The organism is Dyella sp. SG609 (assembly GCF_012275375.1).
Lineage (GTDB): Bacteria > Pseudomonadota > Gammaproteobacteria > Xanthomonadales > Rhodanobacteraceae > Dyella_D > Dyella_D marensis.
In genome coordinates this window covers 250,360-272,566 of the sequence record NZ_JAAZQJ010000006.1, presented here as the reverse complement: position 1 = coordinate 272,566, position 22,207 = coordinate 250,360, and the positions used below count along the sequence as shown (strand labels likewise).

21 protein-coding genes are annotated in these 22,207 nt (G+C 69.2%); 6 read left to right on the top strand and 15 right to left on the bottom strand.

The features are described from left to right. Positions 1-4: 4 nt before the first annotated feature. Positions 5-505, bottom strand: coding sequence for a hypothetical protein (locus FHW85_RS13735; protein ID WP_168648599.1), 501 nt, complete (start codon positions 503-505; stop codon positions 5-7). Positions 506-556: 51 nt separating this feature from the next. Here FHW85_RS13735 and FHW85_RS13730 point away from each other — a divergent pair, with 51 nt between their 5' ends. Continuing rightward, positions 557-1,819: an ectonucleotide pyrophosphatase/phosphodiesterase gene (locus FHW85_RS13730; protein ID WP_168648598.1), complete on the top strand. Its 1,263-nt coding sequence runs from the start codon at positions 557-559 to the stop codon at positions 1,817-1,819. Between the two features lie 175 nt (positions 1,820-1,994). On the opposite strand, the gene FHW85_RS13725 is transcribed toward FHW85_RS13730, so the two are convergent. The 7 genes from FHW85_RS13725 to FHW85_RS13695 form a co-directional block, all read right to left on the bottom strand. Then, positions 1,995-3,257 carry an MFS transporter gene (locus tag FHW85_RS13725; protein WP_168648597.1) on the bottom strand — a complete coding sequence of 421 codons (1,263 nt, stop codon included), beginning with the start codon at positions 3,255-3,257 and terminating at the stop codon, positions 1,995-1,997. A gap of 77 nt (positions 3,258-3,334) precedes the next feature. Beyond that, entirely contained in the window at positions 3,335-6,343 is a 3,009-nt protein-coding gene (locus FHW85_RS13720; protein WP_168648596.1) for a glycoside hydrolase domain-containing protein, read from the bottom strand. An 87-nt stretch (positions 6,344-6,430) separates the two neighbouring features. After that, on the bottom strand, positions 6,431-7,417 hold the full coding sequence (locus FHW85_RS13715; RefSeq protein WP_167255703.1) for a multidrug resistance efflux transporter family protein: 987 nt from the start codon (positions 7,415-7,417) through the stop codon (positions 6,431-6,433). Between the two features lie 62 nt (positions 7,418-7,479). Next, on the bottom strand, positions 7,480-7,971 hold the full coding sequence (locus FHW85_RS13710) for a GNAT family N-acetyltransferase (protein WP_168648595.1): 492 nt from the start codon (positions 7,969-7,971) through the stop codon (positions 7,480-7,482). After that, positions 7,968-8,258, bottom strand: a complete 291-nt coding sequence (locus tag FHW85_RS13705) for a DUF1778 domain-containing protein (protein WP_168648594.1) — start codon at positions 8,256-8,258, stop codon at positions 7,968-7,970. Before FHW85_RS13705 ends, FHW85_RS13710 begins: the two co-directional genes overlap by 4 nt. Before the next feature lie 71 nt (positions 8,259-8,329). Next, positions 8,330-9,682 (bottom strand): HAMP domain-containing sensor histidine kinase, encoded by a 1,353-nt coding sequence (locus FHW85_RS13700; RefSeq protein WP_168648593.1) that lies wholly within the window; start codon positions 9,680-9,682, stop codon positions 8,330-8,332. Then, on the bottom strand, positions 9,679-10,365 hold the full coding sequence (locus FHW85_RS13695) for a response regulator (protein ID WP_167255712.1): 687 nt from the start codon (positions 10,363-10,365) through the stop codon (positions 9,679-9,681). The genes FHW85_RS13700 and FHW85_RS13695 overlap by 4 nt, the downstream gene beginning before the upstream one ends. 150 nt (positions 10,366-10,515) lie before the next feature. Between FHW85_RS13695 and FHW85_RS13690 the strand changes: the two genes are divergently transcribed. Then, the gene (locus tag FHW85_RS13690) at positions 10,516-11,013 is read left to right on the top strand and encodes a Spy/CpxP family protein refolding chaperone (protein WP_167255714.1); all 498 of its coding nucleotides are present in this window, start codon (positions 10,516-10,518) and stop codon (positions 11,011-11,013) included. A 65-nt stretch (positions 11,014-11,078) separates the two neighbouring features. Here the strand turns inward: FHW85_RS13690 and FHW85_RS13685 are convergent, their stop codons facing one another. The 4 genes from FHW85_RS13685 to FHW85_RS13670 are packed head-to-tail and all read right to left on the bottom strand — an operon-like array spanning position 11,079 to position 14,595. Further along, a complete protein-coding gene (locus tag FHW85_RS13685; RefSeq protein WP_167255716.1) occupies positions 11,079-11,501 on the bottom strand; it encodes a heme-binding protein in 423 nt (140 codons plus the stop codon). Continuing rightward, positions 11,498-12,349 carry an alpha/beta hydrolase gene (locus FHW85_RS13680; RefSeq protein WP_168648592.1) on the bottom strand — a complete coding sequence of 284 codons (852 nt, stop codon included), beginning with the start codon at positions 12,347-12,349 and terminating at the stop codon, positions 11,498-11,500. Before FHW85_RS13680 ends, FHW85_RS13685 begins: the two co-directional genes overlap by 4 nt. Before the next feature lie 12 nt (positions 12,350-12,361). Beyond that, on the bottom strand, positions 12,362-13,480 hold the full coding sequence (locus tag FHW85_RS13675; protein ID WP_168648591.1) for an aldo/keto reductase: 1,119 nt from the start codon (positions 13,478-13,480) through the stop codon (positions 12,362-12,364). 47 nt (positions 13,481-13,527) lie between these two features. Next, positions 13,528-14,595, bottom strand: a complete 1,068-nt coding sequence (locus FHW85_RS13670) for an aldo/keto reductase (RefSeq protein ID WP_168648590.1) — start codon at positions 14,593-14,595, stop codon at positions 13,528-13,530. A gap of 97 nt (positions 14,596-14,692) precedes the next feature. On the opposite strand from FHW85_RS13670, the gene FHW85_RS13665 reads away from it, so the two are divergent. Next, positions 14,693-15,595, top strand: a complete 903-nt coding sequence (locus FHW85_RS13665) for a LysR family transcriptional regulator (protein WP_167255723.1) — start codon at positions 14,693-14,695, stop codon at positions 15,593-15,595. Here the strand turns inward: FHW85_RS13665 and FHW85_RS13660 are convergent. The 3 genes from FHW85_RS13660 to FHW85_RS13650 all read right to left on the bottom strand — a co-directional run bounded on the left by FHW85_RS13660 (position 15,586) and on the right by FHW85_RS13650 (position 17,806). Beyond that, positions 15,586-15,741: a hypothetical protein gene (locus FHW85_RS13660; RefSeq protein WP_168648589.1), complete on the bottom strand. Its 156-nt coding sequence runs from the start codon at positions 15,739-15,741 to the stop codon at positions 15,586-15,588. The genes FHW85_RS13665 and FHW85_RS13660 overlap by 10 nt on opposite strands. A 228-nt stretch (positions 15,742-15,969) precedes the next feature. Beyond that, positions 15,970-16,377, bottom strand: a complete 408-nt coding sequence (locus tag FHW85_RS13655) for a DoxX family protein (protein ID WP_167255727.1) — start codon at positions 16,375-16,377, stop codon at positions 15,970-15,972. Between the two features lie 52 nt (positions 16,378-16,429). Beyond that, a complete protein-coding gene (locus FHW85_RS13650; protein WP_168648588.1) occupies positions 16,430-17,806 on the bottom strand; it encodes a formimidoylglutamate deiminase in 1,377 nt (458 codons plus the stop codon). A gap of 71 nt (positions 17,807-17,877) precedes the next feature. On the opposite strand from FHW85_RS13650, the gene FHW85_RS13645 reads away from it, so the two are divergent. The 3 genes from FHW85_RS13645 to hutI are packed head-to-tail and all read left to right on the top strand — an operon-like array spanning position 17,878 to position 22,099. Then, positions 17,878-19,449, top strand: a complete 1,572-nt coding sequence (locus FHW85_RS13645) for a bifunctional GNAT family N-acetyltransferase/carbon-nitrogen hydrolase family protein (RefSeq protein ID WP_168648587.1) — start codon at positions 17,878-17,880, stop codon at positions 19,447-19,449. Next, positions 19,446-20,879, top strand: coding sequence for a chloride channel protein (locus FHW85_RS13640; RefSeq protein ID WP_168648586.1), 1,434 nt, complete (start codon positions 19,446-19,448; stop codon positions 20,877-20,879). Before FHW85_RS13645 ends, FHW85_RS13640 begins: the two co-directional genes overlap by 4 nt. Continuing rightward, positions 20,876-22,099, top strand: a complete 1,224-nt coding sequence (hutI, locus tag FHW85_RS13635; protein ID WP_168648585.1) for an imidazolonepropionase — start codon at positions 20,876-20,878, stop codon at positions 22,097-22,099. Before FHW85_RS13640 ends, hutI begins: the two co-directional genes overlap by 4 nt. Positions 22,100-22,207: the final 108 nt, after the last annotated feature.

Here is a 22,207-nt window from a genome sequence, read left to right as displayed (position 1 = left end):
GCGCTCAGCGCTGCGGCTGGTTCTGCGGCTGCGCCTGCGGCGCGGGATGCAGCTGATCGAGCGCGGACGGCGGCGGCTTCTTCGCCGTCGACGACGGCCGCACCGGCTGCGGCAGCACCAGCGGCGCGCTGGACGACGCGGCGCGGTACTGGTCCACGGCCGCGCGCTGGCGCGCATCGAAGCGGTCCTGCTGGGCCTGGCTGGACAAGTCCAGCCCCTGCGCCGCGGCGGGGTTGTTCGCCTGCGCCTGGCGCACCGCCGCCGCATTGAGCTGGCGCTGCTGCTCCTGCAGCTGGCTGGTGCGCAGCTTGTCCTGCAGGATCGCCTGCTGGTTCGCCTGCTGCGCATTGATGGCGTTGTAGTTGGGCTGGTAAGTGGGCTGCTGCGCCTGCTGGCGCTGCTGCTGTTGCTGTTGCGCGGCGGCCGGCGCCGCGGCGGCCAGCACCGCCAGTCCGAGCAGGGCCGGCCGGACAAGACGCTGTATGGACAGAGATGTAATGGTCATACGAGTGCGCCATCATGGTGGGATTGCCTGGAACATCGTATGGACTCGCGTATGAAAATCCTGTTTCGCCTGCTGCTCTGCTCCGTTGCCGCATTCAGCGCCGGGTGTGCCACCCATCCCCCGGCTAAACCCGCGCCGGTGGTCAAGGCCGCGCCGGCCCCGCTGCTGCTGATCTCGATCGACGGCTTCCGCGCCGACTACATCCAGCGCGGCCTCAGCCCCACCCTCGCCGCGCTGGCCCACGAAGGCGTGCGCGCCCAGGCGATGCAGCCGTCGTTTCCGTCGCTGACCTTCCCGAACCACTACACCATCGTCACCGGCCTGCGCCCGGACCATCACGGCATGGTCAACAACACCATGTTCGACCCGGAGCTGGGCGAGTTCTCGCTGAGCAACCGCGCCGCCGGCGCCGACGGCCGCTGGTGGGCCCAGGGCACGCCGATCTGGGAAACCGCCGGCCGCCAGGGCCTGAAGACCGCCACCATGTTCTGGCCCGGCAGCGAAGCGCCGATCCACGACTACCGCCCCGACCACTGGCTGCCCTACGACGGCGCCATGTCGCCGGAGCAGCGCGTGGACACCGTGCTGAGCTGGCTGGACCTGCCGGCCGGCGAGCGCCCGACCTTCCTCACCCTGTACTTCGACGACGTCGACCATGCCGGCCACGGCTACGGCCCGGATTCGAAGCAGGTGAACGAATCCATCGCCAAGGTCGACGGCGCGCTCGCCCACCTGGTCGACGGCCTGAAACAGCGCGGCCTGCTCGACCGCATCAATATGATCGTGGTGTCCGACCACGGCATGGCCAGCGTGCCGGCCAAGCACAACGTGATGGTGGACAAGCTGGTGCCGCTGAACCAGGTGCAGGTGGTGAGCCTGGGCGTGCTGGCCGGCTTCAACGCCAAGCCGGGCCATGACTTCGCCAAGATCGAGGCGAAGCTGGAGAAGCCGCAGCAGCACATGCAGTGCTGGGACAAGACCCGCATCCCCGCGCGCCTGGCCTACGGCAAGAACCCGCGCGTGCCGCAGCTGGTGTGCCTGGCCGACGTAGGCTGGCGCGTGACCACCAGCGACTACGTGGCCAAGAAGCTCAAGAAGGGCGACAAGCTGAGCCTGGGCGAGCACGGCTACGACAATGCCGACCCGACCATGCAGGCGCTGTTCGTCGCGCGCGGCCCGGCGTTCCGCCAGGACACCGTGCTGCCGGCGATCTCGAACGTGGACGTGTATCCGCTGATGACGCAGCTGCTGGGTGTGACGCCGGTGCAGAACGACGGCGATGCGCAGGCGCTGAAGGCTGCGCTGAAGCCATAACGCCTGTCGTAGGTTGGGGTGAGCCGCAGGCAAACCCCAACATCAAGGCCTCGCACTGTTGGGGTTACTGGCTGCATCAGCAGCCAGCCCTTTGGGCCATCCGCTACGCGGATGTTCGCTACGGCATCCTGCCTTCGCAGTCGCCTGCGGCTCACCCCAACCTGCGCCAAAGCGATCAAAGCTCCGCCAGCGGCGGCTCGTCGCCCTTCGACGGCGGCCCCGGCAACGGCGCCAGATGGCGCAGCCGCCACGCGATCAGCAGCCCCGCCAGCACCAGCGCGCCGACAAAGGCCGCCACGCCGTTCCAGCCATGGGACGCATAGAACAGCCCGCCGCCCGCACCGGCCACGCTGGAACCCATGTAGTAGGCGAACAGATACATCGACGACGCCTGCGCCTTGGCCAGGCCCGCGCGGCGCCCCACCCAGCTGCTGGCGATCGAGTGCCCGCCGAAGAAACCGAAGGTAATCGCCACGATGCCCAGCACGATCAGCGCCAGCGGCGCGGCCAGGGTCAGCAGCACGCCGGCCAGCATCAGCGCGAAGGCGGTCCACAGCACTTTGCGCCGCCCCAGCTTGCCGGCCAGGTGTCCCATCCAGGCCGAGCTGAACGTACCGATCAGATAGACGCTGAAAATCAGCCCTACTACCGCCTGGCTCAGCCCGTACGGCGGCGCCAGCAAGCGATAGCCGATGAAGTTGTAGACAGTGACGAACGCGCCCAGCAGCAAAAAGCCCTCGGCGAACAGCCACGGCAGGCCCGCGTCGCGGAATGCGCCGGCAAAGCGCTGCCGCAGGGCTTTCCAGTGAAACGGCTGCACCGTGAAATGCCGCGACGGCGGCAGGCTGCGCCAGAACACCAACCCCGCCAGCAGGCCGATCGCGCCGACCGCGCCGACGCCCGCGCGCCAGCCGACGAAGTCGGCCATCACGCCGGCCACCAGGCGTCCGCCCATGCCGCCGAGCGCATTGCCGCTGATGTACAGGCCCATCCCCAGGCCGATCGAATCCGGATGCATCTCTTCGCTGAGATACGTCATCGCCACCGCGGGCAGTCCGCTAAGAGTGAGCCCGAGCAAGGTGCGCAGCACCAGCAGCATGGGCCAGTCGCGCACCATCGCGGTGGCGATGACCAGCAGCGAGGAGGTGAGCAGCGACACCGTCATCACCGACTTGCGGCCCCAGGCATCGGACACCGCGCCGGCCACCAGCATCGCGACCGCCAGCACGCCGGTGGTGACCGACAGCGACAGCGCCGCGCCGGCCGCGCTCACGCCGAAGTCCTTGCTGAACTCCGGCATCAGCGGCTGCACGCAATACAGCAGGCCGAAGGTGGCGATGCCCGCGGCGAACAGGGCGAAATTGGTGCGCCGGAACAGCGGCGTGCCGTGGCGGATGAACTCCTCGCCCGCGCGGTTCGCGGCGGCCTGGGCTTGCATAAAGATCCTTGGCGGCGCACCGGGGGACTGGTGCGTCCGTCAAGGATAGAGCCATCGTGCGGTGCGATCGACCGGACTTATTCCAGCCGCAGCAGCCAGCCCTTGCCCGGCTCGACCGGAATCGCGTCGCCCGGCTTGAACGTCGCCGCCGGCTGGAAACCCGGGATCGCCGGCGCCACCAGTTTCGCCTTGGCCGGATTCAGGCCCAGCGCCTTCCAGTCGATGGCGAGCTTCGCCTCGGTCCGCTCCGGCGCCCACGAGGCCAGCGCCACCAGGGTGCCCTGCCCTTTGCGCACGTAGCTGGTGGCGAGCACGTCGTCGCGGCCGGTCTTGACCGGCGCATCGTGCACCCACCAGCCGATCATCTCCGCCTTGGCGATGCCGACGTCGTCCCACAGCTTCCACAGCGGACGCGGATCGCTCTTGGGCGACCAGCCCAGCCGGCTGGTCATGCCGAACACCATGCCGCGCCACGGGTTGCCGTCGTTCTGCAGCATCTCGCCCATCAGGCCGTAGGGAATGCCGGAGATCTCGGTCAGCCAGTACGCCGGCGTGCTCTTCTCGTAGTCGAAGTATTCGCCGAACCACAGGCGGTCGATGTAGGGGAACAGCTCCATGTACAGCAGCGAGCTGTTGATATAGCCGTCGCGCGGGTTGTACTGGTTGGCCGAATGCAGGTCGATCAGCGGATCCTGCCGGCGTGCCTGCAGCACCTTGCGCACGCGCTTCATGGTGGTGCGGTCGTAGGCGACGTCGTCCAGATACAGCCCGTCGATGCCTTCGTTGCGCGCCAGCCAGTCCAGGCCCTCGATGTAGTAGTTGTGCCAGCGGCTCTGTCCGGCATTGATCACCGCCGCGTCGCGGTTTTCCGGCACGTGCCAGGCGGGGATGTAATCGCCGTCCAGGTGTTCCTGCAGCCAGGAGAAGCCGCCGCCCTTGCCGGCGCTGATCACCTCGTGGCCCAGCGATTCGAGCATGGGCAGCTCGGGCGCGCGGTCGGACAGCTCGCGGATGGTGTCGTAGATCTTCACCCGCATGCCGCGCTGGTGGGCCGCATCGATGTATCTGCGCATCGCCTCGGCTTCCAGGAACGGATAGTTGATCCACGGATTGATCGGCGTGGCGTGATGGATGTTCACCACGTTCGCGCCGTCGGCCTTGATCGCGTCGAGGTCGCCGTACTTGTGGAAGAAGCGCTCGCCGAACTGCTGGGCCGGCTGGATGGTCTTGAACGGCGTCACGCGCAGGACCACGTCGTAGCGCAGCGTCTGCCCCGCCTTGAGCGTGCGCGAGCCGCTGAAGGCGCGCACCAGGTAGCGCTCCTTGCCGCGCTCCAGGTCGATGCCGCCCTGCCCGCCATTGTCCCAGGACTGCGGAATGCGCAGCGGCTGCTGCTGGTAGAAGTTGGTGTTGAGCGGGCGCAGGTAGTGCTCGTCGCGCAGGTGGAATTCCAGGCCGGCGTTGACCGCGCCGATCCACGCGCCGTCCTGGTTGTTGCGCACGTTCCAGTGCCAGCTGAAACCGGCCGGCGCTTCGCCGCCCTGCTGGCCGAGGCCGAGCTGGTAATGGGCCACCTCGTTGCGCAGCGGCATTTCCAGGCGGATGTCGCCGACCTGGGTTTCCCGGTCGGCCTGCAGCTCGATCGCGTACTGCAGGGTGCCGTCCGCTTCCAGCGAGGCCTTCACTTCACCGCGCAGCGGGCCGGCGTTGCCGGTCACCGTCCAGTGCACCTTGCCGGGTCCGTCGGTCTCCACTTTCGGCATGCCCTTGCCGGCCAGCGCATGCACGCCCGAGCCGTCTTCCACCAGCAACTGCATCGGCGCCTGCAGCAGTGCCTGCGGCTGCCTGGCGAAGCCGGTCATGCGCTCGTCGAAGCGGCTCTGGATCTGTGCGGGCAGGCCGCTGTCGGCGAGCGCGATGTCGCGGCCGAGAATGTCCAGCGTCGCGCCCTTCACGGCGATGGGCGTGAACGGCTTCACTACGGCGTCGTCCTGCGCCAGGGTGGAATCGAGCCAGCGCAGGCGGGTGAGCTTGAACGGATCGTCGTCGCCATGCGCAACCGCCACACCGTCGCCTACCGTGATGGAAAGCGGCACGCGCTGCGCATCCACGCCATCGGCGCCGATGCTCACTTCGCCCTGGTACACGCCGGGCTTGGCGTCCGCGGGAATATCCACGCCCATCCACAAGGGCTGCACGCGGCCCTTCGCCACATCCACGCGCGTGCCGAACGGCTGGCCGGTGTAGTCGATGCCGCGCAGATTGAAGCAGGTCAGCGCGGTGGCGGGGATGACCGCGCCGTCGGGACCGTGCAGGTCGCCGAAGGCCACGCGCACCGCGTTTGCCGGCGCGCGCGCTGCCCACAGGCCGATCTGGAAGCTGAGGTATTCGCCGCGCAGTGCGCTGTCGCTCAAGTCGCCGCCGGGGCCGCGCTGCGCCCACGAAGCCGGCAGCGTGTCGAACATGCGCACGGGATTGGCGCGCGTTTCCGGAAACAGCAGCAGCGGCCCTTCATGCTTCGCCAGCAGCGCGTCGAGTTCGGCCGGCGTGGCGGTGCGTTCCATCTCGGTATATGCATCGAAATCGTCCACCGCTTCGTAGCGCAGCACCTGCGCCTGCGGCAGGCGGTTCCAGGCCGAGGCCTTGCCGAGCTTGCCGGCCCAGGCCGAGTCGGCGATGTCGCGCGCCGCGGCGTAAGTGACCACCGGGTAATTGCTGCGGCCGCCGCCGACATAAGGCTGGTAGTACACCGCGTAGGTGCCGGCCTTCGCAGCCTGGAACACCAGTTCGCCGGATGCGCGGTCGATCTTGCCGGTGACGAGGTTGGCCACCGGCGCACCGTCGGGATCGGCCACGATCACCGCCAGCTTCTCCGGATGCGCATCGCGCCGGCGCCAGGGAATCACTACGTGCACGGCCTCGGCCGGCGCGTCGACCTGCACGAGATAGCGATGATTGCCCAGCTTGGCAGGATCCCAGCGCAGCACGGGCGCGCCGTGTTCGTCCGCATTGGCCACCGGTGCCAGCGCCAGCGACGCTCCCGCCATCATGCAGGCCAGCACTGCCCGCGCGTAGAACTGCCGCATCGTCCACCTCGCCCATGCTGCCAAACGGAAGTGTTTAACCCGATGCATGCGGGCGAGGCAAGTTCCGGACGTCTGGACGGCCGCGATTCAAGCGCCGCGGTCGGTGCGCAATGTGCGCAGTTCCTCATCGTGGCCGGCCGCGCCGCGGCCGCTGATCCAGCCGAACAAGGCGATGCCCGCGACGATCAGCACCGCGCCGCAGGCGGCATAGCCATGCGGCCAGGCCTCGCCCAGCAGCAGGCCGCCGAGCAAGGTGGCGAACAGCAGCTCGGCCGCCTGCATTGCCTCCACCGCGGCCAGCGCGGTGGGTTCGCTGCGCACCATGTCGGTGGCGCGGAAAAACAGCACGGTGGCGATCACACCGGAGGACAGCGCCACGCCGCCGGCCAGCAGCACGTCGCGCCACGACGGCGGGCCGACCGTGGCCCACGCGATGCCGGCGAACAGCAGCCACAGCGGCCAGCTGCACAGCGTCATGCCGAACACGCGCTGCACCGCGCCGAGCCGCGCCTGGCCATGCTCCAGATGCAGCAGCAGCATGCGATTGCCCAGCGGATACGCGAACGCCGACACCACCACCGCGCCGATCGCCAGCCAGTCGCCCGCGCTCAACCGTCCCTGCGCATGCCCCCACTGCAGCGCGAACACGCCGGCCACGATCAACGCGCCGATCGCCAGCGTGCGCCAGGCCAGCCGGCCGCGCGCATCGCGGTAGATCAGCGGCGCCATCAGCGGACCGGCCAGCACGGTGGTCTGGAAGCTGCCGGCGATCAGCCACGACGGCCCGCTGCTGGCGGCCCAGGTCAGCGGCACGCCGAACAGCACGAAGCCCACGCTGCTCCACAGCAGCCAGGTGCGCGGATGGCGGCGCAGTTCCCGCGGCAGCTCGCCCAGCCCGCCCTGCCACGGCAGCACCACGGCGAGGAGCGGCAGGGTGATCAGATAACGCAGGATGCCCGCCCACGCCCAATGCCCGCCGCCGGCGACGAAGCTGCGGTTGAGCACATAGGTCAGCGTGAAGAACAGCGCCGAGCACAGGGCGAGCCCGACGGCGGCGAGAGCATTGGAGCGCATGGGGAACTCAGGACGGGTGGCACGAAGATCGATGTTAGGCGATGCGGCCGGCATGCCGGCGTCTACAGGTTCGCCTGCAGATCGGCCAGCGTGATCATCAGCAGCATCGGGTCGAGCGGCGAAGGATCGAAGCCCACGTGGCAGTAGAACGCGCGCGCCTCGTGGCTGAGCGCATGCACCAGCATGCCGCGGATACCGATCGCATCGGCGGCGTGGCCCATGCGCAGGCAGGCGTCGCGCACCAGGGCGCGCCCCAGGCCCTGGCGCTGCCAGGCCCGATCGACGGCCAGCCGCCCCAGCACCACCACCGGCACCGGGTCGTGCATGTTGCGGCTGAAGCGGCTGGTGGCGAGGTCGCCGGCCACCGCGCTGGACGCCAGCGCGTAGAACGCGGCCACGCGTGCGCCTTCGCAGGCGACGTAGGTGCGCGAAGCACCCGTCGCCTGGTTGCCGGCGGCCCGCCGCCTGAGCCAGCGGTCGAGGCTGTCGACGCCGCAGGCGAAGGGTTCCAGCTGATGGTGCGCGGACAGCGGTTGCGGAGCGGCCAGCGTCACGCCTTGTCCCAGGGGGCCTTGCTGCGCAGGGTCTGGCGCAGGCGTTCGTTGGACTGGGGGGGCGCGTCCAGGCGTTCCAGGAAGGCGGTGTACGCCTCCGGCGTGGCCATGACGACCGCCTGCTCCAGCAGGGCTTCCTCGGCGGCCGTGCGGGCGGCGTCGAGGACGAAGTCGGTGCGGGTCTTACCCCGGACCTGGGCGGCTCGGTCGATCAAGCTGCGGTCCTCCGGTTTGATGCGAAGGTTCAGCGTATCCCGCTTGGCGGAAGGAGCGTCGGGTTTGGTCATGAGTTTCAGACTCCAGGCAAGGCGCCAGCCTACCAGGACGTACTGACAATGTCATTACTTATAGCCCGCCCTTACCCCAGCAGCGGCAAGCTCAGGCGCACTTCCAGCCCACCGCCTTCGGCGTTGCGGGCGCCCGCCTCGCCGCCGTGCACCTGCGCCACCCGGCTGACGATGGCCAGGCCCAGCCCGTGCCCTTCCGCCTTGGGCGCATTGCTGCCGCGGAAGAACGGCCGGAACAGCTGGGACAGCTCCTCCTCCGGCACGCCGGCGCCGTGGTCGCGCACGATCACTTCGGCGTGCCCGTGCTCCGCGCGCACCGCCAGTTCCACGCTGCCGCCTTCGGGGCTGTACTTGAGGGCGTTGCCGAGCAGGTTGTCCAGCGCGCGTTCGAGCAGCTGGCCGCTACCGGAAACCCAGGCCGGCGCCTCGATCGCCGCATTCAGGCGCAGGCCGCGCGCCGAGGTCTCGATCGCCGCCTTGGCCACGCATTCGCGCGCCAGTGCGGCCAGGTCCACCGGTTCGCGCTCCATCCCCGGCAAGCCGCCTTCCAGGCGCGACAGGGCCAGCATCTCGCCGGTCATGCGGTCCAGGCGGACGATCTCGCGCTCGGCCTGGGCGAAGTACGCGTCGGCCTGCTCGCCGTCGCTGCGCCGGGCCAGGTCGAGGATCAGCTGCAGCCGCGCCAGCGGCGAGCGCAGTTCGTGCGAGAGGTCCTGCAGCACGGCGCGGTCGTGCGCCACCAGCGCTTCGATGCGCACGGCCATGGCGTCGAAATCCTGCGCCAGCTGCGACAGCTCGCCCGGCCCGCGCCGCCCTTCCGGGCCGACCCGCGTCGACAGCTCGCCCGCCGCCATGCGCCGCGCCGCGCGCTGCATCGCTTCCACCGGCCGCGCCACGCCGCGCGCGAACCACCAGCCGATCAGCACGATGAACAGCAGCGAGAGCGCGAACTGCACGGCCAGGTAGATCTGGTTGCGCGTCTGCATGGGAATGCGCGAATGCGTGCGGCTCAGGGCGACGAGCTGCCGCGCACGGCCATCGCTGCCGGTGACCTGCTGCACGGCCAGGTAGATGCGCGGATACGGCTGCATCACCAGGTCATGCCCCGACGCCAGCCACTGCGGCAACTGATCGCGCACGCTGCCGGGCAGGCGGATCGGCACCAGCGGCTCGCCGTTCTCGTACAAGGTGGCGTCGACGCCGTCGCGGCGCTGGTCGCGGATCCATGCGTCGAGGCCGCTGGCGCCTCCGCTTGCATAGGCTTCGTTCGCGCTGTCGGCCAGCGCGGTCCAGTTGATCTCCACCGCGGTGTTGTATTCGATGAAGCTGCGCGTGACATAGCCGCCCAGCAGCAGCACCGTCAGGTTGGCCAGCACGAACCACACCAGCAGGCGCCAGAACAGCGAAGTCTTGAACGGATTCATGCCGCGCCCGCCACCAGCACGTAGCCGGCGCCACGCACCGACTCGATCCGCGGCGCCTGCTCCGAAGCCTCCGCCAGCTTGTGGCGCAGGCGGCTCACGTGCACGTCGATGCTGCGGTCGAAGCGCTCCAGCTCGCGCCCCAGCGCCATGCGCGTGAGCGTGGCCTTGTCCACCAATTGTCCGGCGCGCTGGGCCAGCGCCAGCAGCAAACCGAATTCCGCGCCGGTCAGCGACAGTTCCGCCTCGCCCGCATACGCGCGCCGCTCGCCCGGCAGCAGGCGCAGCACGCCCACTTCCAGCGTGCCCGCGGCGGCCGGCGAATGGCGGCGCAGCTGGGCGCGCACGCGGGCCAGCAGTTCGCGCGGCAGGCAGGGTTTGGAAAGGTAGTCGTCCGCGCCGAGTTCCAGGCCGATCACCCGATCCACCGGCTCGCCGCGGGCGGACAGCATGATCACCGGCAACCGGTGCTGCAGGCGCAGCTCGCGCAAGGTCTCCAGGCCATCGCGGCCGGGCATCATCACGTCGAGGATCAAAAGATCCGGCCGCTGTGCCGGATGGCTCAGGCGCGCCAGCGCTTCCTCGCCGTCGTGGGCCACGTCGACCGTGAAGCCCTCCCGGCGCAGGTATTCGGCCAGCAGGTCGGTCAGGGCGCGGTCGTCGTCGGCAAGCAGGATTCGTTGCATGAGTCGCTGGCGTGGGTTTTTGCGCCATTCAAACGGCGCGGGAGCCGAGGAACCACGGGCTTTACGCTTCTTTACCCATCGGCAAAAAACATACACGCGGGCTTGTCGTCAAATACTCCGCAAGTCCCCCCAACCCGAAAGGTGAAGAACATGCGCAAGTCCCTCTTCCTCGGCCTGGCCCTCGCTTCCGCCATGACCCTTGGCACCGCGGCGTTCGCGGCCGGCCAGGACGGCGGCCAGCATTTCGGCGGCCATCGCGGCGGCCACGGCTTCATGGCCATGCAGAAGCTCAACCTCACCGACGCGCAGAAGGCCAGCATCCACGACCTGGTCAAGAACAGCTTCAGCCAGAACAAGGCCCAGCGCGACGCCCTGCGCGCCCAGCGCCAGTCCTTCGAATCGATGACCCCGGACCAGGCCGGCTACCAGGCCGCCGCGGCCCAGCTGGCCCAGGCCGAAGCCGCCGCCACGCAGACCCGCGTGCAGCAGCAGGCCCAGCTCAAGGCGCAGATCTACGCCCTGCTGACCACGCAGCAGAAGGCGCAGTGGGCCGCACTGAAGCAGGAGCGTGAACAGCGCCGCCAGCAGTGGATGCAGTTCAAGGCGCAGCAGAAGGCCGCCGGCTCCAGCGCGTCGACGGCCCAGTAAGACCTTCTCTGGAAGGGTAGTGCCCCGGTGAAAGCCGCGTCCGCCCCGTGCGGACGCGGCTTTTTTTACGCCTGCATCAAGGCCGCGCCGGCGGCGGCCACCTGGGCGTCCTGGGTGGATTGCATGCCGGAGACGCCGATCGCACCGGCTACCTTGCCGTCGCGGTACAGCGGCAGGCCGCCATCCAGCGGCAACAGGTGGTCCATGCCAAGGAGGCGCAGGCCCAGCCCGCCGTCGCGCACGGCGTCCTCGAACAGCTTCGACGGGCGGCGGAAATTCACCGCCGTTTCGGCTTTCGCCTGCGCCACCGCCACGCTCGCATGCTGCACGTCGTCCAGCGCATGCAGCATCACCAGATGGCCTCCGCTGCCGACGATGGCGATGGCCATCGGCCAGTCGTTGCGCTGCGCCTCGGCCTGTGCCGCGGCCATCACGCGGGCGGCATCGGCGAGCGTGATCGGCGCACCGTACGAAGGCGGGCGGCTCATGCGCGCACCGCGGCGAGGAACTCGCGCAGCAGCGGCAGCACCACGTCGGGCCGCTCGATATTCACGTGATGGCCGGCATCCGGAACGCGCACCAGGCGCGCATCGGGCAAACCGGCGGCGAGGCGTTCGGACAGCTCGATCACTTCCGGCTGGTCTTCCTCGCCCACGATCAGCAGCACCGGCATGCGCAGTTCCGCCAGCCGCTCCGGCGCGGGGACCGGCGGATTGCGCTGCAGCGAAGCGTGCTTCCAATAGCCGTCCGCACGGCCGAAGTTCCATGCGCTCATGGCGGCGATGCGTGCGCGCGCTTCCTGGTTGCTCTGCTGCGGCGTGCGGCGCGGTCCATCCACGAAGGCGCGCAGCGAGGTATCCAGCAAGGCATCGGCATCGCCGCCCTGCACCGCCGCCCAGAACGCCTGTGCCTCCGGCGTGCGCGTGGCGTAGTAGCCCCAGTAGCCCGCGCCGATCAGCGCCAGCGCAGTCACCCGCTGCGGATGCGCCAGCGCGAAATCCAGCGCCGTGCCGGCGCCGCCGGAACAACCCAGCAAGGCGCTGCATTCGATGCCGCGGTCGTCGAGCACGCGCTGCAGGTCTTGGTGATGCGCGAACGTGGTATCGGCGGGCATCGACGAGCGGCCGAAGCCGCGCAGGTCGTAGCGCAGCACGCGGTGCTCATCGGCCAGCGCGGCGAATGCTTCGTCCCACTGGCCGCTGTCGACCAGGAAGCCGTGCAGCATCGTCACGGCATCGCCGCGTCCCGCTTCTTCGGCATGGAAATGCACGCCGTCCGCCTCGATCCAGCGCGCCTGCGGCGCGCCGGTCTTCTTGTGCAGAAAAGTCGCTGACATGGAGGCGTCTCCTCAACGGCTGGCGCGCACGTCGCGCGCTTCCACCGCATCCACCCACACCGGCGGCGCGTAGCCGGCCGGCTTGTCGCCCACCGCGACGCCGCCGTGGATGCGGGTCTGCTGGCGGTCGGCGAACATGTAGTACGGGAATGGCGCATCCGGTGCGCTGGCTTCGTCCAGCCGTGCACGCAAAGCATCCGGCAGCGTGAAGTCGAGTGCGCCGAGGTTGTCTTCGAGCTGCGCCAGCCTGGTCGCGCCGACGATCAGCGCCGCGATGCCCGGCCGGTTCGCCGCCCAGTTCAAGGCCACCTGCGCCATGCTGCGGCCGCTTTCGCGCGCCACTTCCTCCAGCGCGGCGACGATGCGCCAGTTGCGCTCGGTGAAGCGCTCGAAGCCCGGCGCCGCGGTGACTTTGGCCAGACGCCCATCGCCCTCGCCGCCGGCCTGGCTCGGCCGGTACTTGCCCGACAGCAGGCCCATGCCGAGCGGACTCCACGCCGTGATGCCCATGCCCAGCCCGGTGGCCAGCGGCACGAACTCGTGCTCGATATGCCGCTCCACCAGCGAGTACTCCAGCTGCATGTTCACCAGCGGCGTCAGTGCATGCGCTTCGGCATAGGTCTGCGCACGCGACGCATACCATGCCGGCGTGTCGGACAGCCCGGCGTAGCGGATCTTGCCGGCGCGGACCAGGTCGTCGAGCGTGCGCACCACTTCCTCGGCCGGCGTGATGCGGTCCCAGGTGTGCAGCAGATAGAGGTCGATGTAATCGGTGCGCAGGCGGCGCAGCGAGCCTTCCACCGCGCGCAGGATGTTCTTGCGCCCGTTGCCGCCGGCATTGGGATTGCCGGGCTGCGCGTTGTAGCTGAACTTGGTGGAGATCACCACGCGGTCGCGCACGCCGGCCTGCTCCACGAACTTGCCGAGCAGGCTTTCGCTGCTGCCTTCGGTGTACATGTCGGCGGTGTCGATGAAGTTGCCGCCGGTGTCGAGATAGCGGTCGAACATGGCGCGCGCGGTGTCTTCCGCGGCGCCCCAGCCCCAGTCCTCGCCGAAGGTCATGGTGCCGAGCGAGAGGCGGCTGACGCGCAGGCCGGAGCGGCCCAGGGTGTAGTACCGGTCGAGTGACATCGTTCTGTTCCTTGAAAGCGTGGGCGGGGAGATCGTGGAAGGGAAAATCAGGGGAGACGGCCGACCTTGGCGTTGCCGAACAGCACCTGGCGGGTCTGTTCGAGCTGCATGAAGTCGTGCGGGAAACCGAGTTCGATGGCGCTGGCCTGGTCCAGGCGGCGGCGCTGTTCGTCGCTGAAGGCGATCTCCAGCGCGCCGAGGTTGTCCTCCAGCTGCTCGAGCGTGCGCGCGCCGACGATCGGGCCGGTGACGGCGGGATGCAGCAGCGTCCACGCCAGCGCCACCTGCGATGGCGTGCGTTCCAGTTCCTGCGCGATCTGCTTGACCACCTCGGCGATATCCAGGGCGCGCGGCGTCAGTGCGCCGATCGCCGCGGCGACATCCTTGCGCGTGCCGGTGACGTCGCTGCCGACCACCTGGCCGACGTGCGCCAGGTCCGCGCGGCTGTACTTGCCGGTGAGCACGCCGCTGGCCAGCGGCGACCAGGCCAGCACGCCCAGACCCAGTTCCTTCGCCATCGGCAGCAGCTCGCGCTCCACCGTGCGCTCGGCCAGGTTGTACTGCACCTGCAGCGCCACCAGCGGCGCCCAGCCGCGCAGGTCGGCCATGGTCTGCATGCGCGCGACCTGCCAGGCCGGCGCGTCGGAGATGCCGGCGTACAGCACCTTGCCGGAACGCACCAGGTCGTCGAAGCCGCGCATCACTTCGTCCACCGGCGTCAGGTCGTCCCAGGCGTGCAGGTAAAGCAGGTCGATGTAGTCGGTATCGAGGCGGCGCAGGCTCGCTTCCACCGAACGCAGCATGTTCTTGCGGTGGTTACCGCCGCCGTTCGGATCGTCCGGCCGCATGTTGAGCGAATACTTGGTGGCCACCACCAGCGAATCGCGGCGCTCGCCAATGAACTGGCCGAGCAGGCGTTCCGAGCTGCCGCCAGTATAGAAGTTGGCGGTGTCGATGAAATTGCCGCCGCGCTCCACGTAGAGGTCGAAGATGCGGCGCGACTCGGCGGCGTCCGAACCCCAGCCCCAGTCCTCGCCGAAGGTCATGGTGCCGAGCGAGAGGCGGCTGACGCGCAGGCCGGAACGGCCGAGGGTGTAGTAGCGATCGAGCGGCATGGGCGGAGTCCTCCGGTGGTGATGGAGGCAGTCTGGCCCTTGCCATTGCGTAGAAAAATACGGATTCTTTTGAAGCGTTATTTAGAGAATCTAATCAATGCGCGACGACCACTCCCCCGCCCTGCGCGCCTTCCACCTGATCGCCCGCTACGGCAGCTTCACCCGCGCCGCGGCCGACATGGAGGTCACCGCCTCGGCGCTGAGCCAGACCATGCGCCAGCTGGAGCAGCGCGTCGGCGTGCGCCTGCTGCAGCGGACCACGCGCAAGGTCGGCCTGACCGAAGCGGGCCGGCAGTTCCTGGAGCGCATCACGCCGGCGCTGGCCGCGATCGATGGCGCCCTGGACGAACTGCGCCAGCACGGCGACCGCCCCGCCGGCACCTTGCGCGTGACCGTGCCGGAGATCGTGCTGGACTGGCTGGTGGCGCCGCTGCAGGCGGACTTCCTGCGGCGCTGGCCGGAGCTCACGCTGGATGTCGGCGTTACCGGCGGCCTGGTGGATCTCGTCGCCGAAGGCTACGACTGCGGCATCCGCCTGGGCGAACGCCTGGCGCGCGACATGGTGGCGGTGCCGCTGGGCGGCAAAGTGCGTTCGATCGTGGCGGCCGCGCCGGGATACCTGGACAAGCACGGACGGCCGCAGCATCCGCGCGATCTGCAGAACCATGCCTGCATCCGCAACCGCTACGTGACCAGCGGCGCGATCTATCGCTGGGAGTTCGCCCAGCGCGGACGCTGGTTCGATCTCGACGTGGGCGGGCCGCTGATCGTCAACCATCCTTCGCTGGCGATCCGCGCCGCGCTGGACGGACTGGGCCTGACCCATACGCTGGAGCCGGCGGTGCGCGAACACCTCACCGCCGGCCGCCTGGAAAGCGTACTGGACACCTGGCTGCCGCCCTACGACGGTTTCTATCTCTACTACCCCAGCCGTTTCCAGGTGCCGCCGAAGCTGCGCGCATTCATCGACTTCCTGCGCGAGCGCATGGCTCAGCGATAGCGGTAATGCCCTTCGACCCATACGTGCGGGCCGGACCAGTAGCCGGGCACCCATACGCGTCCCCGTGCGGGAACGACGATGCAGCCGCTGAGCGCCGTGGTGGCGGCAAGCAAGGCAGTGCAGAAGAAGATCCTGGTCCGGCCCATGACGTGCTCCGAGTGGGAGAGGTGGGCAGGAAAACGGCGGCTGTGAAACGCCGATGACGAAGCGGCGCGGCGCACGATGCCGTGCGTTCAGGCCGCGGAGGGACGGCGTTCAGAGAAAGACAACGCTTCAAACTTGTTTCCTTCTCCCCTTGGGAGAAGGTGGCGGCAGCCGGATGAGGGTGCGGGCAAAGCGTAACGCCCCAACCCGCCCGCACCCTCACCCTAGTCTCAGGTCCAGCGACTGTACGGCTTGCCCAGCGCAATGCGCCCCGCACCCAGCAGCATCACCGCGATGGCGCCGCCCAGGTACATGCCCTGCAGCTCCAGCGCCCAGCCGCCGGTGTCGGCCAGCGACAGGAACTGGCTGGTGTGCACCAGCAGCAAGGCCACCACCATGTTGACCGCGACGATCAGCGCGCCGATGCGCGTCCACAGGCCCAGGATCAGCAGCAGCGGCGCCACCACTTCGCCCACGTACACGCCGTAGGCGAGAAACGACGGCAAGCCCTGCTGCGCCAGCACCTGCACGACGAAGCCCGGTCCATGGATCAGCTTGGACACGCCATGGAACAAAATCAGCGCGCCCAGCACCACGCGCAGCACCAGCTTGCCCAGTTCGTTGGATGAGGACTGCATGGAAAGCTCTCCGTCGATATAGCGGCCGCCCCGCGCGGCCGGGCGTTGCAGCTCAGCCGCGCGCCAGGCGCTCCACCACCGCACGGTAGCGTGCGGCGATGCCGGCTTCGTCCTGATGATGGAAATCACGCACCACCCAGCGGCCGCCGCACATCACGTGGCGCACCAGCGGCGTGTTGCCGGCGAACAGGAAGCTGTCCAGCAGCGAGCGCGTGTCGCGCGCCGCGAGCAGCGGCGAGGCCTCGTCCAGCACCAGCAGGTCGGCGCGCGCGGCGGTGTTCAAGCCGCCCACCGGCAGCCCGGCCGCGCGTGCGCCGCCGCGCAGCGCGGCGCGCCACAAGGTCTCGCCGACGCTGTCGCCCTCGTGCCGCGCCGCGATGTTGCGGTGGCGCGTGGACAGGCGCTGGCCGTATTCCAGCCAACGCAGTTCTTCCACCGGCGAGATCGAGATGTGCGAATCCGAACCGACGCCGAGCACGCCTTTGGCGTCGAGATAATCGCCCAGCGGAAACAGGCCGTCGCCGAGATTCGCTTCCGTGGTCGGGCACAGCCCCGCCACCGCGCCGCTGCGCGCGAGCCGCGAGGTTTCGTGGCCGGTCAGGTGGGTGGCATGCACCAGGGTCCAGCGCGCGTCCACCGGTGCATGGTCGAGCAGCCATTCCACCGGGCGCGCGCCGCGCGTGGCAAGGCAGTCCTGCACTTCGCCGATCTGCTCGGCGATATGGATATGGATGGGCAGGTCCTGCGCGATGTTCGTAGCCAGCAGGCCGCGCATCGCTTCTTCCGGCACCGCGCGCAGCGAATGCAGCGCGATGCCGATGCGCAGGCCGTCGCCTTCGTGGCGGCGCAGGGCTTCGAGCATCTTCACGTAGGAAGAAAGGTCATGGCCGAAGCGACGCTGGCGCGGGCCGAGCGGACGCCCGTCGAAACCGCCGGTCATGTACAGCACCGGCAGCAGGGTCAGCGCGATGCCGGTTTCGCGCGCCGCTTCGATCAGCGCCAGCGACATCGCCTCCGGTTGCGCATACGGCGTGCCGCCGGGCTGGTGGTGCAGATAGTGGAATTCGCAGACCTGCGTATAGCCGGCCTTGAGCATTTCCACGTACAGCTGCGCGGCGATCGCCTTCAGTTCCTCCGGACCGATCGCGGCGGCGAAGGCATACATGGTCTCGCGCCAGGTCCAGAAACTGTCATCGCTGCGTCCCTTGCGCTCGGCCAGGCCGGCCATGGCGCGCTGGAACGCGTGCGAATGCAGGTTCGGCATGCCCGGCAGCACCCAGGCGCCGAGCCGCTCGGCCTCGCCCCCGCCATGCTCGCCGAGGGGCGGCGCGACATGGCCGGTGGCGTCCACCGCGAAGGCGCCGTCGGCGCTCCAGCCATCGGCCAGCCACAGCTGGTCGGCGCTGTAAGTACGGGTGGCATCGCTCATCGACAAGGCTCCGGCTGCGTTGCGCGGAGTGTAACCGGCCCTGCACGGATGGCTACGGCATAATGCGCGGCATGGCCAAGAAGAATGAACACACTCCCAAGCTGCTGGTGCGCCAGGCGCAGCCGGCCGACGTCCCCGCCCTGGTCGCGCTCACCGGCCGCGTCTACACGCCCGAGTGGGGGCATTCGGCCGAGATGCTGCGTTCGCAGCAGACGCACTTTCCCGAAGGGCAGTTCGTGGTCGAGTACGAAGGGCGCATCGTCGGTTATTGCGCCACCTTCCGCATCGACGAGGCCAGCGCGCTGGCGCCGCATACCTGGATGCAGATCACCGGCGGCGGCATGGGTTCGCGCCACAAGCCGGACGGCAACTGGCTGTACGGCATGGAGGTGGTGGTGCATCCGGATTACCGCGGCATGCGCATCGGCCAGCGCCTGTACCAGGCGCGCAAGCGGCTGTGCACCGACCTGAAGCTGCGCGGCATCGTGTTCGGCGGCCGCGTGCCGGGCCTGGCCCGCGCCATCCAGCGCTACGGCAGCGCCGAGGCCTATGTGCAGGCGGTGGTGGAAGGCAAGCGGCGCGATCCCACGCTCAGCTTCCAGCTGTCCAACGATTTCCAGGTGATCGGCGTGCTGCGCGGCTACGTGCCGTCGGATTACGAATCGCTGGGCTACGCGGCGCATCTGGTCTGGCGCAACCCGCAGCTGCTGAACCAGCCGGACGTGCCATCGATCCCCTCGCCGCAGCGCCTGCCCGACTCGGTGCGCGTGGCGTCGGTGCAGTACCAGCAGCGGCGCATCAAGTCGTTCGAGGAATTCGCCACCCAGGTGGAATACTTCACCGATATCGCAGCGGACTACAGCGCGGATTTCGTCACCTTCCCCGAGCTGATCACCCTGCAGCTGCTGTCGATCGAGAACGCCGAACTGTCGCCGGTGGAGTCGATCCGCAAGCTCAGCCAGTACACGCCGCAGGTGAAGGAACTCTTCAGCCGGCTGGCGGTGCACTACAACATCAACATCATCGCCGGCTCGCACCCCACCGAGCAGCCGAACGGCGACATCCACAACGTCTGCTACGTATGCCTGCGCGACGGCTCGATCCACGAGCAGGAAAAACTGCACCCCACGCCCAGCGAACGCACGGTGTGGAACATCACCGGCGGCGACAGCGCGGCCACCATCCAGACCGACTGCGGCCCGATCGGCGTGATGATCTGCTACGACTCCGAGTTCCCGGAAGTCGCGCGCCACCTCACCGACCAGGGCGCGCTGATCCTGTTCGTGCCGTTCTGCACCGACGTGCGCGAAGGCTACCTGCGCGTGCGCTACTGCTCGCAGGCGCGGGCGATCGAGAACCAGTGCTACGTGGTGCTGTCCGGCAACGTCGGCAACCTGCCGGGCGTGAACAACTTCGACATCCAGTACGGCCAGAGCTGCATCCTCACACCCAGCGACTTCCCGTTCGCGCGCGACGGCATCGCCGCCGACTCCACGCCCAACATCGAAACCGTGCTGTTCGCCGACCTGCGCCTGGAAAGCCTGGCGCGCGCGCGCAACGCCGGCGCGGTGCAGAACCTCAAGGACCGCCGCTTCGACCTGTACGAAACGCGCTGGACCACCAAGCGCGACGGCAAATCATGAGCGAACCGGACACCGGAACACCGGCCAGCCGGCTGCGGCGGCTGGCCGGTTCGGATCTGTTCTCGCCGGTGCAGTGGCGCCGGCGGGTGCTGTTCTGGAGCGGCGCGGTCATCGTCGGCCTGGCCGCGGTCGGCTTCGCGCAGGCGGCGGACTACGCGTTCGGCCTGTTCCACCGCATGCTCGAACACAGCCGCTGGTGGGCTTTCCTGGTCACGCCGGCGATGTTCGCCGTGCTGGCCTGGCTGACCTCCGGCGCGCTCAAGCCCACGCGCGGCTCGGGCATTCCGCAAGCCATCGCGGCACTCAAGGTGGAAGACGACGGCTTCCGCGGCAGCCTGCTGTCGCTGCGCGTGGCGCTGGGCAAGATGGCGCTCACCCTGGCCGCCTTGCTCGGCGGCGCCTCGGTGGGACGCGAAGGCCCCACGGTGCACGTCGGCGCGGGACTGCTGTATTCGCTGGGCCGGCGCTTCGGTTTTGCCGACGCGGCCGCGGCGGGCCGCTTCATCCTGGCCGGTTCCGCCGCGGGCCTGGCCGCCGCCTTCAACACGCCGCTGGCCGGCGTGGTGTTCGCCATCGAGGAAATGAGCGGCGCGTTCGAGCACCGCATGAGCGGCATCCTGCTGACCGCGGTGATCATCGCGGGCGTGGTGTCGCTGGGCATCCTCGGCAACTACGCGTATTTCGGCCGCCTCGACATCGGCTTGCCGCTGGGCCGCGCGTGGTGGGCGGTGCTTGCCACCGGCATCGGCTGCGGCCTGGCCGGCGGGCTGTTCGCGCGCCTGATCCTGCCGCACGACCAAGGCCTGCGCGGCGCGATGGGCCGCCTGCGCGCACGCCATCCGGTGCTGTTCGCCGCGGCCTGCGGCCTCGCCCTGGTGCTGCTCAGCCAGCTCACGCAGACCGGGCTCTACGGCACCGGCTATGCGCAGGCCCGCGCCATCCTGGAAGGGCACCAGGACACCGTCAGCGCATTCGGCGCGCTGAAATTCCTGGGCAATATCGCTTCGTACTGGGCCGGCATTCCCGGCGGCATCTTTTCGCCCGCGCTGGCGGTGGGCGCCGGACTCGGCCAGAACATCGCCGCGCTGCTGCCCGGCGCGGACGTGCCGGCAGTGGTGCTGCTGGCGATGGCCGCGTATCTGTCCGGCGTGACGCAGGCGCCGCTCACCGCCACCGTGATCTCGATGGAACTGACCGCCAACCAGCAGATGGCGCTGCCGATCATGGCCACCTGCCTGCTGGCGCGCGCAGCCTCCTCGCTGCTGTGCCGCAAGCCGGTGTACCGCGCGCTGGCCGACCGGTTGATCGAAGGCTATGAGCAGGAGCTGGCGCGGCGCGACACACCGCCCGCCGCTACCGGCGACAACGACGCGGCGCTGGTGGAAGACCCCGCCACGCCCACGCCACCCGAACCACGCGAGACGCCATGAACACGCAAGCCTGGGACCTGTTGCTGACCGGCGCCGCGCTCGCCACGTTCGAAGGCGCGCAGCCCTATGGATTGATCGAGGACGGCGCCATCGCCGTGGCCGGCGGACGCATCGCCTGGATCGGCCCGCGTGCGCAGTTGCCGGCCGATGCGCTGCAGCGTGCAGCGCACGTCGAAGAGCTCGATGGCGCGCTGGTCACGCCCGGCCTGATCGACTGCCACACGCACCTGGTGTTCGGCGGCGACCGCGCGCACGAGTTCGATCTGCGCCTCAACGGCGCCAGCTACGAGGAGATTGCGCGCGCCGGCGGCGGCATCGCTTCGACGGTGAAGGCGACGCGCGAGGCCGATGAAGACAGCTTGTTCGCGCAGGCGCTGCCGCGTGCGCGTGCGCTGCTTGCCGATGGCGTCACCACCATCGAGATCAAATCCGGCTACGGGCTGGAACTCGAAAGCGAGCGGTGCATGCTGCGGGTGGCGCGCCGGCTCGGCGAAGCGCTGGGCATCACCGTGCGCACCACCTTCCTCGGCCTGCACGCGCTGCCGCCGGAATACCAGCAGGACCGCGACGCCTACGTCGCGCTGGTGTGCGAACGGATGCTGCCCGCGCTGGCGGAGGAAGGGCTGGTCGATGCGGTGGATGCGTTCTGCGAAGGCATCGGCTTCACCCGCGAGGAGACGCGCCGCGTGTTCGAACGCGCGGGTGCGCTGGGCCTGCCGGTGAAGCTGCATGCCGAGCAGCTGTCCAATCTGGAAGGCGCGGCGCTGGTAGCCGAATACGGCGGGCTTTCCGCCGATCATCTGGAATACCTGAGCGACGACGGCGCGCGCGCGATGGCGGCGAAGGGCACGGTGGCGGTGCTGCTGCCGGGGGCGTTCTATGCGCTGCGCGAAACGAAACTGCCGCCGATCGCCGCACTGCGCGAGCATGGCGTGGCGATGGCGGTGGCGACGGACTGCAATCCCGGCACCTCGCCGCTGCTGTCGCTGCGCATGGCGGCGGGGATGGCCTGCACGCTGTTCCGCCTGACGCCGGAAGAAGCCTTGCGCGGCGTCACGGTGCATGCGGCGCGCGCGCTGGGGCTGGACGATCGCGGCACGCTGGCAGTGGGCAAGCGCGCGGATCTCGCCGTGTGGGAGGCAAAGCGGCCGGCGGAGCTGTGCTACTGGATCGGCGGCGAACTGGTGCGTGCGGTGTATCGCGGCGGACGGAAAGCTTGAGCTGCCATTGATTTTCAGACCACTCTGATCGCGTCTCCCGCTAGCCTTGGTCTGCGGTCCCACACGGAACGTGCGGGCGCATGCGGGAGGCGCGATGGTGGATTTCAG

Excerpts from the sequence above, each read along its gene's own strand:
- FHW85_RS13735 (WP_168648599.1), bottom strand. The coding sequence starts at position 505 with ATGACCATTACATCTCTGTCCATACAGCGTCTTGTCCGGCCGGCCCTG.
- FHW85_RS13730 (WP_168648598.1), top strand. The coding sequence starts at position 557 with ATGAAAATCCTGTTTCGCCTGCTGCTCTGCTCCGTTGCCGCATTCAGC.
- FHW85_RS13725 (WP_168648597.1), bottom strand. The coding sequence starts at position 3,257 with ATGCAAGCCCAGGCCGCCGCGAACCGCGCGGGCGAGGAGTTCATCCGC.
- FHW85_RS13720 (WP_168648596.1), bottom strand. The coding sequence starts at position 6,343 with ATGCGGCAGTTCTACGCGCGGGCAGTGCTGGCCTGCATGATGGCGGGA.
- FHW85_RS13715 (WP_167255703.1), bottom strand. The coding sequence starts at position 7,417 with ATGCGCTCCAATGCTCTCGCCGCCGTCGGGCTCGCCCTGTGCTCGGCG.
- FHW85_RS13705 (WP_168648594.1), bottom strand. The coding sequence starts at position 8,258 with ATGACCAAACCCGACGCTCCTTCCGCCAAGCGGGATACGCTGAACCTT.
- FHW85_RS13700 (WP_168648593.1), bottom strand. The coding sequence starts at position 9,682 with ATGAATCCGTTCAAGACTTCGCTGTTCTGGCGCCTGCTGGTGTGGTTC.
- FHW85_RS13695 (WP_167255712.1), bottom strand. The coding sequence starts at position 10,365 with ATGCAACGAATCCTGCTTGCCGACGACGACCGCGCCCTGACCGACCTG.
- FHW85_RS13690 (WP_167255714.1), top strand. The coding sequence starts at position 10,516 with ATGCGCAAGTCCCTCTTCCTCGGCCTGGCCCTCGCTTCCGCCATGACC.
- FHW85_RS13685 (WP_167255716.1), bottom strand. The coding sequence starts at position 11,501 with ATGAGCCGCCCGCCTTCGTACGGTGCGCCGATCACGCTCGCCGATGCC.
- FHW85_RS13680 (WP_168648592.1), bottom strand. The coding sequence starts at position 12,349 with ATGTCAGCGACTTTTCTGCACAAGAAGACCGGCGCGCCGCAGGCGCGC.
- FHW85_RS13675 (WP_168648591.1), bottom strand. The coding sequence starts at position 13,480 with ATGTCACTCGACCGGTACTACACCCTGGGCCGCTCCGGCCTGCGCGTC.
- FHW85_RS13670 (WP_168648590.1), bottom strand. The coding sequence starts at position 14,595 with ATGCCGCTCGATCGCTACTACACCCTCGGCCGTTCCGGCCTGCGCGTC.
- FHW85_RS13665 (WP_167255723.1), top strand. The coding sequence starts at position 14,693 with ATGCGCGACGACCACTCCCCCGCCCTGCGCGCCTTCCACCTGATCGCC.
- FHW85_RS13660 (WP_168648589.1), bottom strand. The coding sequence starts at position 15,741 with ATGGGCCGGACCAGGATCTTCTTCTGCACTGCCTTGCTTGCCGCCACC.
- FHW85_RS13655 (WP_167255727.1), bottom strand. The coding sequence starts at position 16,377 with ATGCAGTCCTCATCCAACGAACTGGGCAAGCTGGTGCTGCGCGTGGTG.
- FHW85_RS13650 (WP_168648588.1), bottom strand. The coding sequence starts at position 17,806 with ATGAGCGATGCCACCCGTACTTACAGCGCCGACCAGCTGTGGCTGGCC.
- FHW85_RS13645 (WP_168648587.1), top strand. The coding sequence starts at position 17,878 with ATGGCCAAGAAGAATGAACACACTCCCAAGCTGCTGGTGCGCCAGGCG.
- FHW85_RS13640 (WP_168648586.1), top strand. The coding sequence starts at position 19,446 with ATGAGCGAACCGGACACCGGAACACCGGCCAGCCGGCTGCGGCGGCTG.
- hutI (WP_168648585.1), top strand. The coding sequence starts at position 20,876 with ATGAACACGCAAGCCTGGGACCTGTTGCTGACCGGCGCCGCGCTCGCC.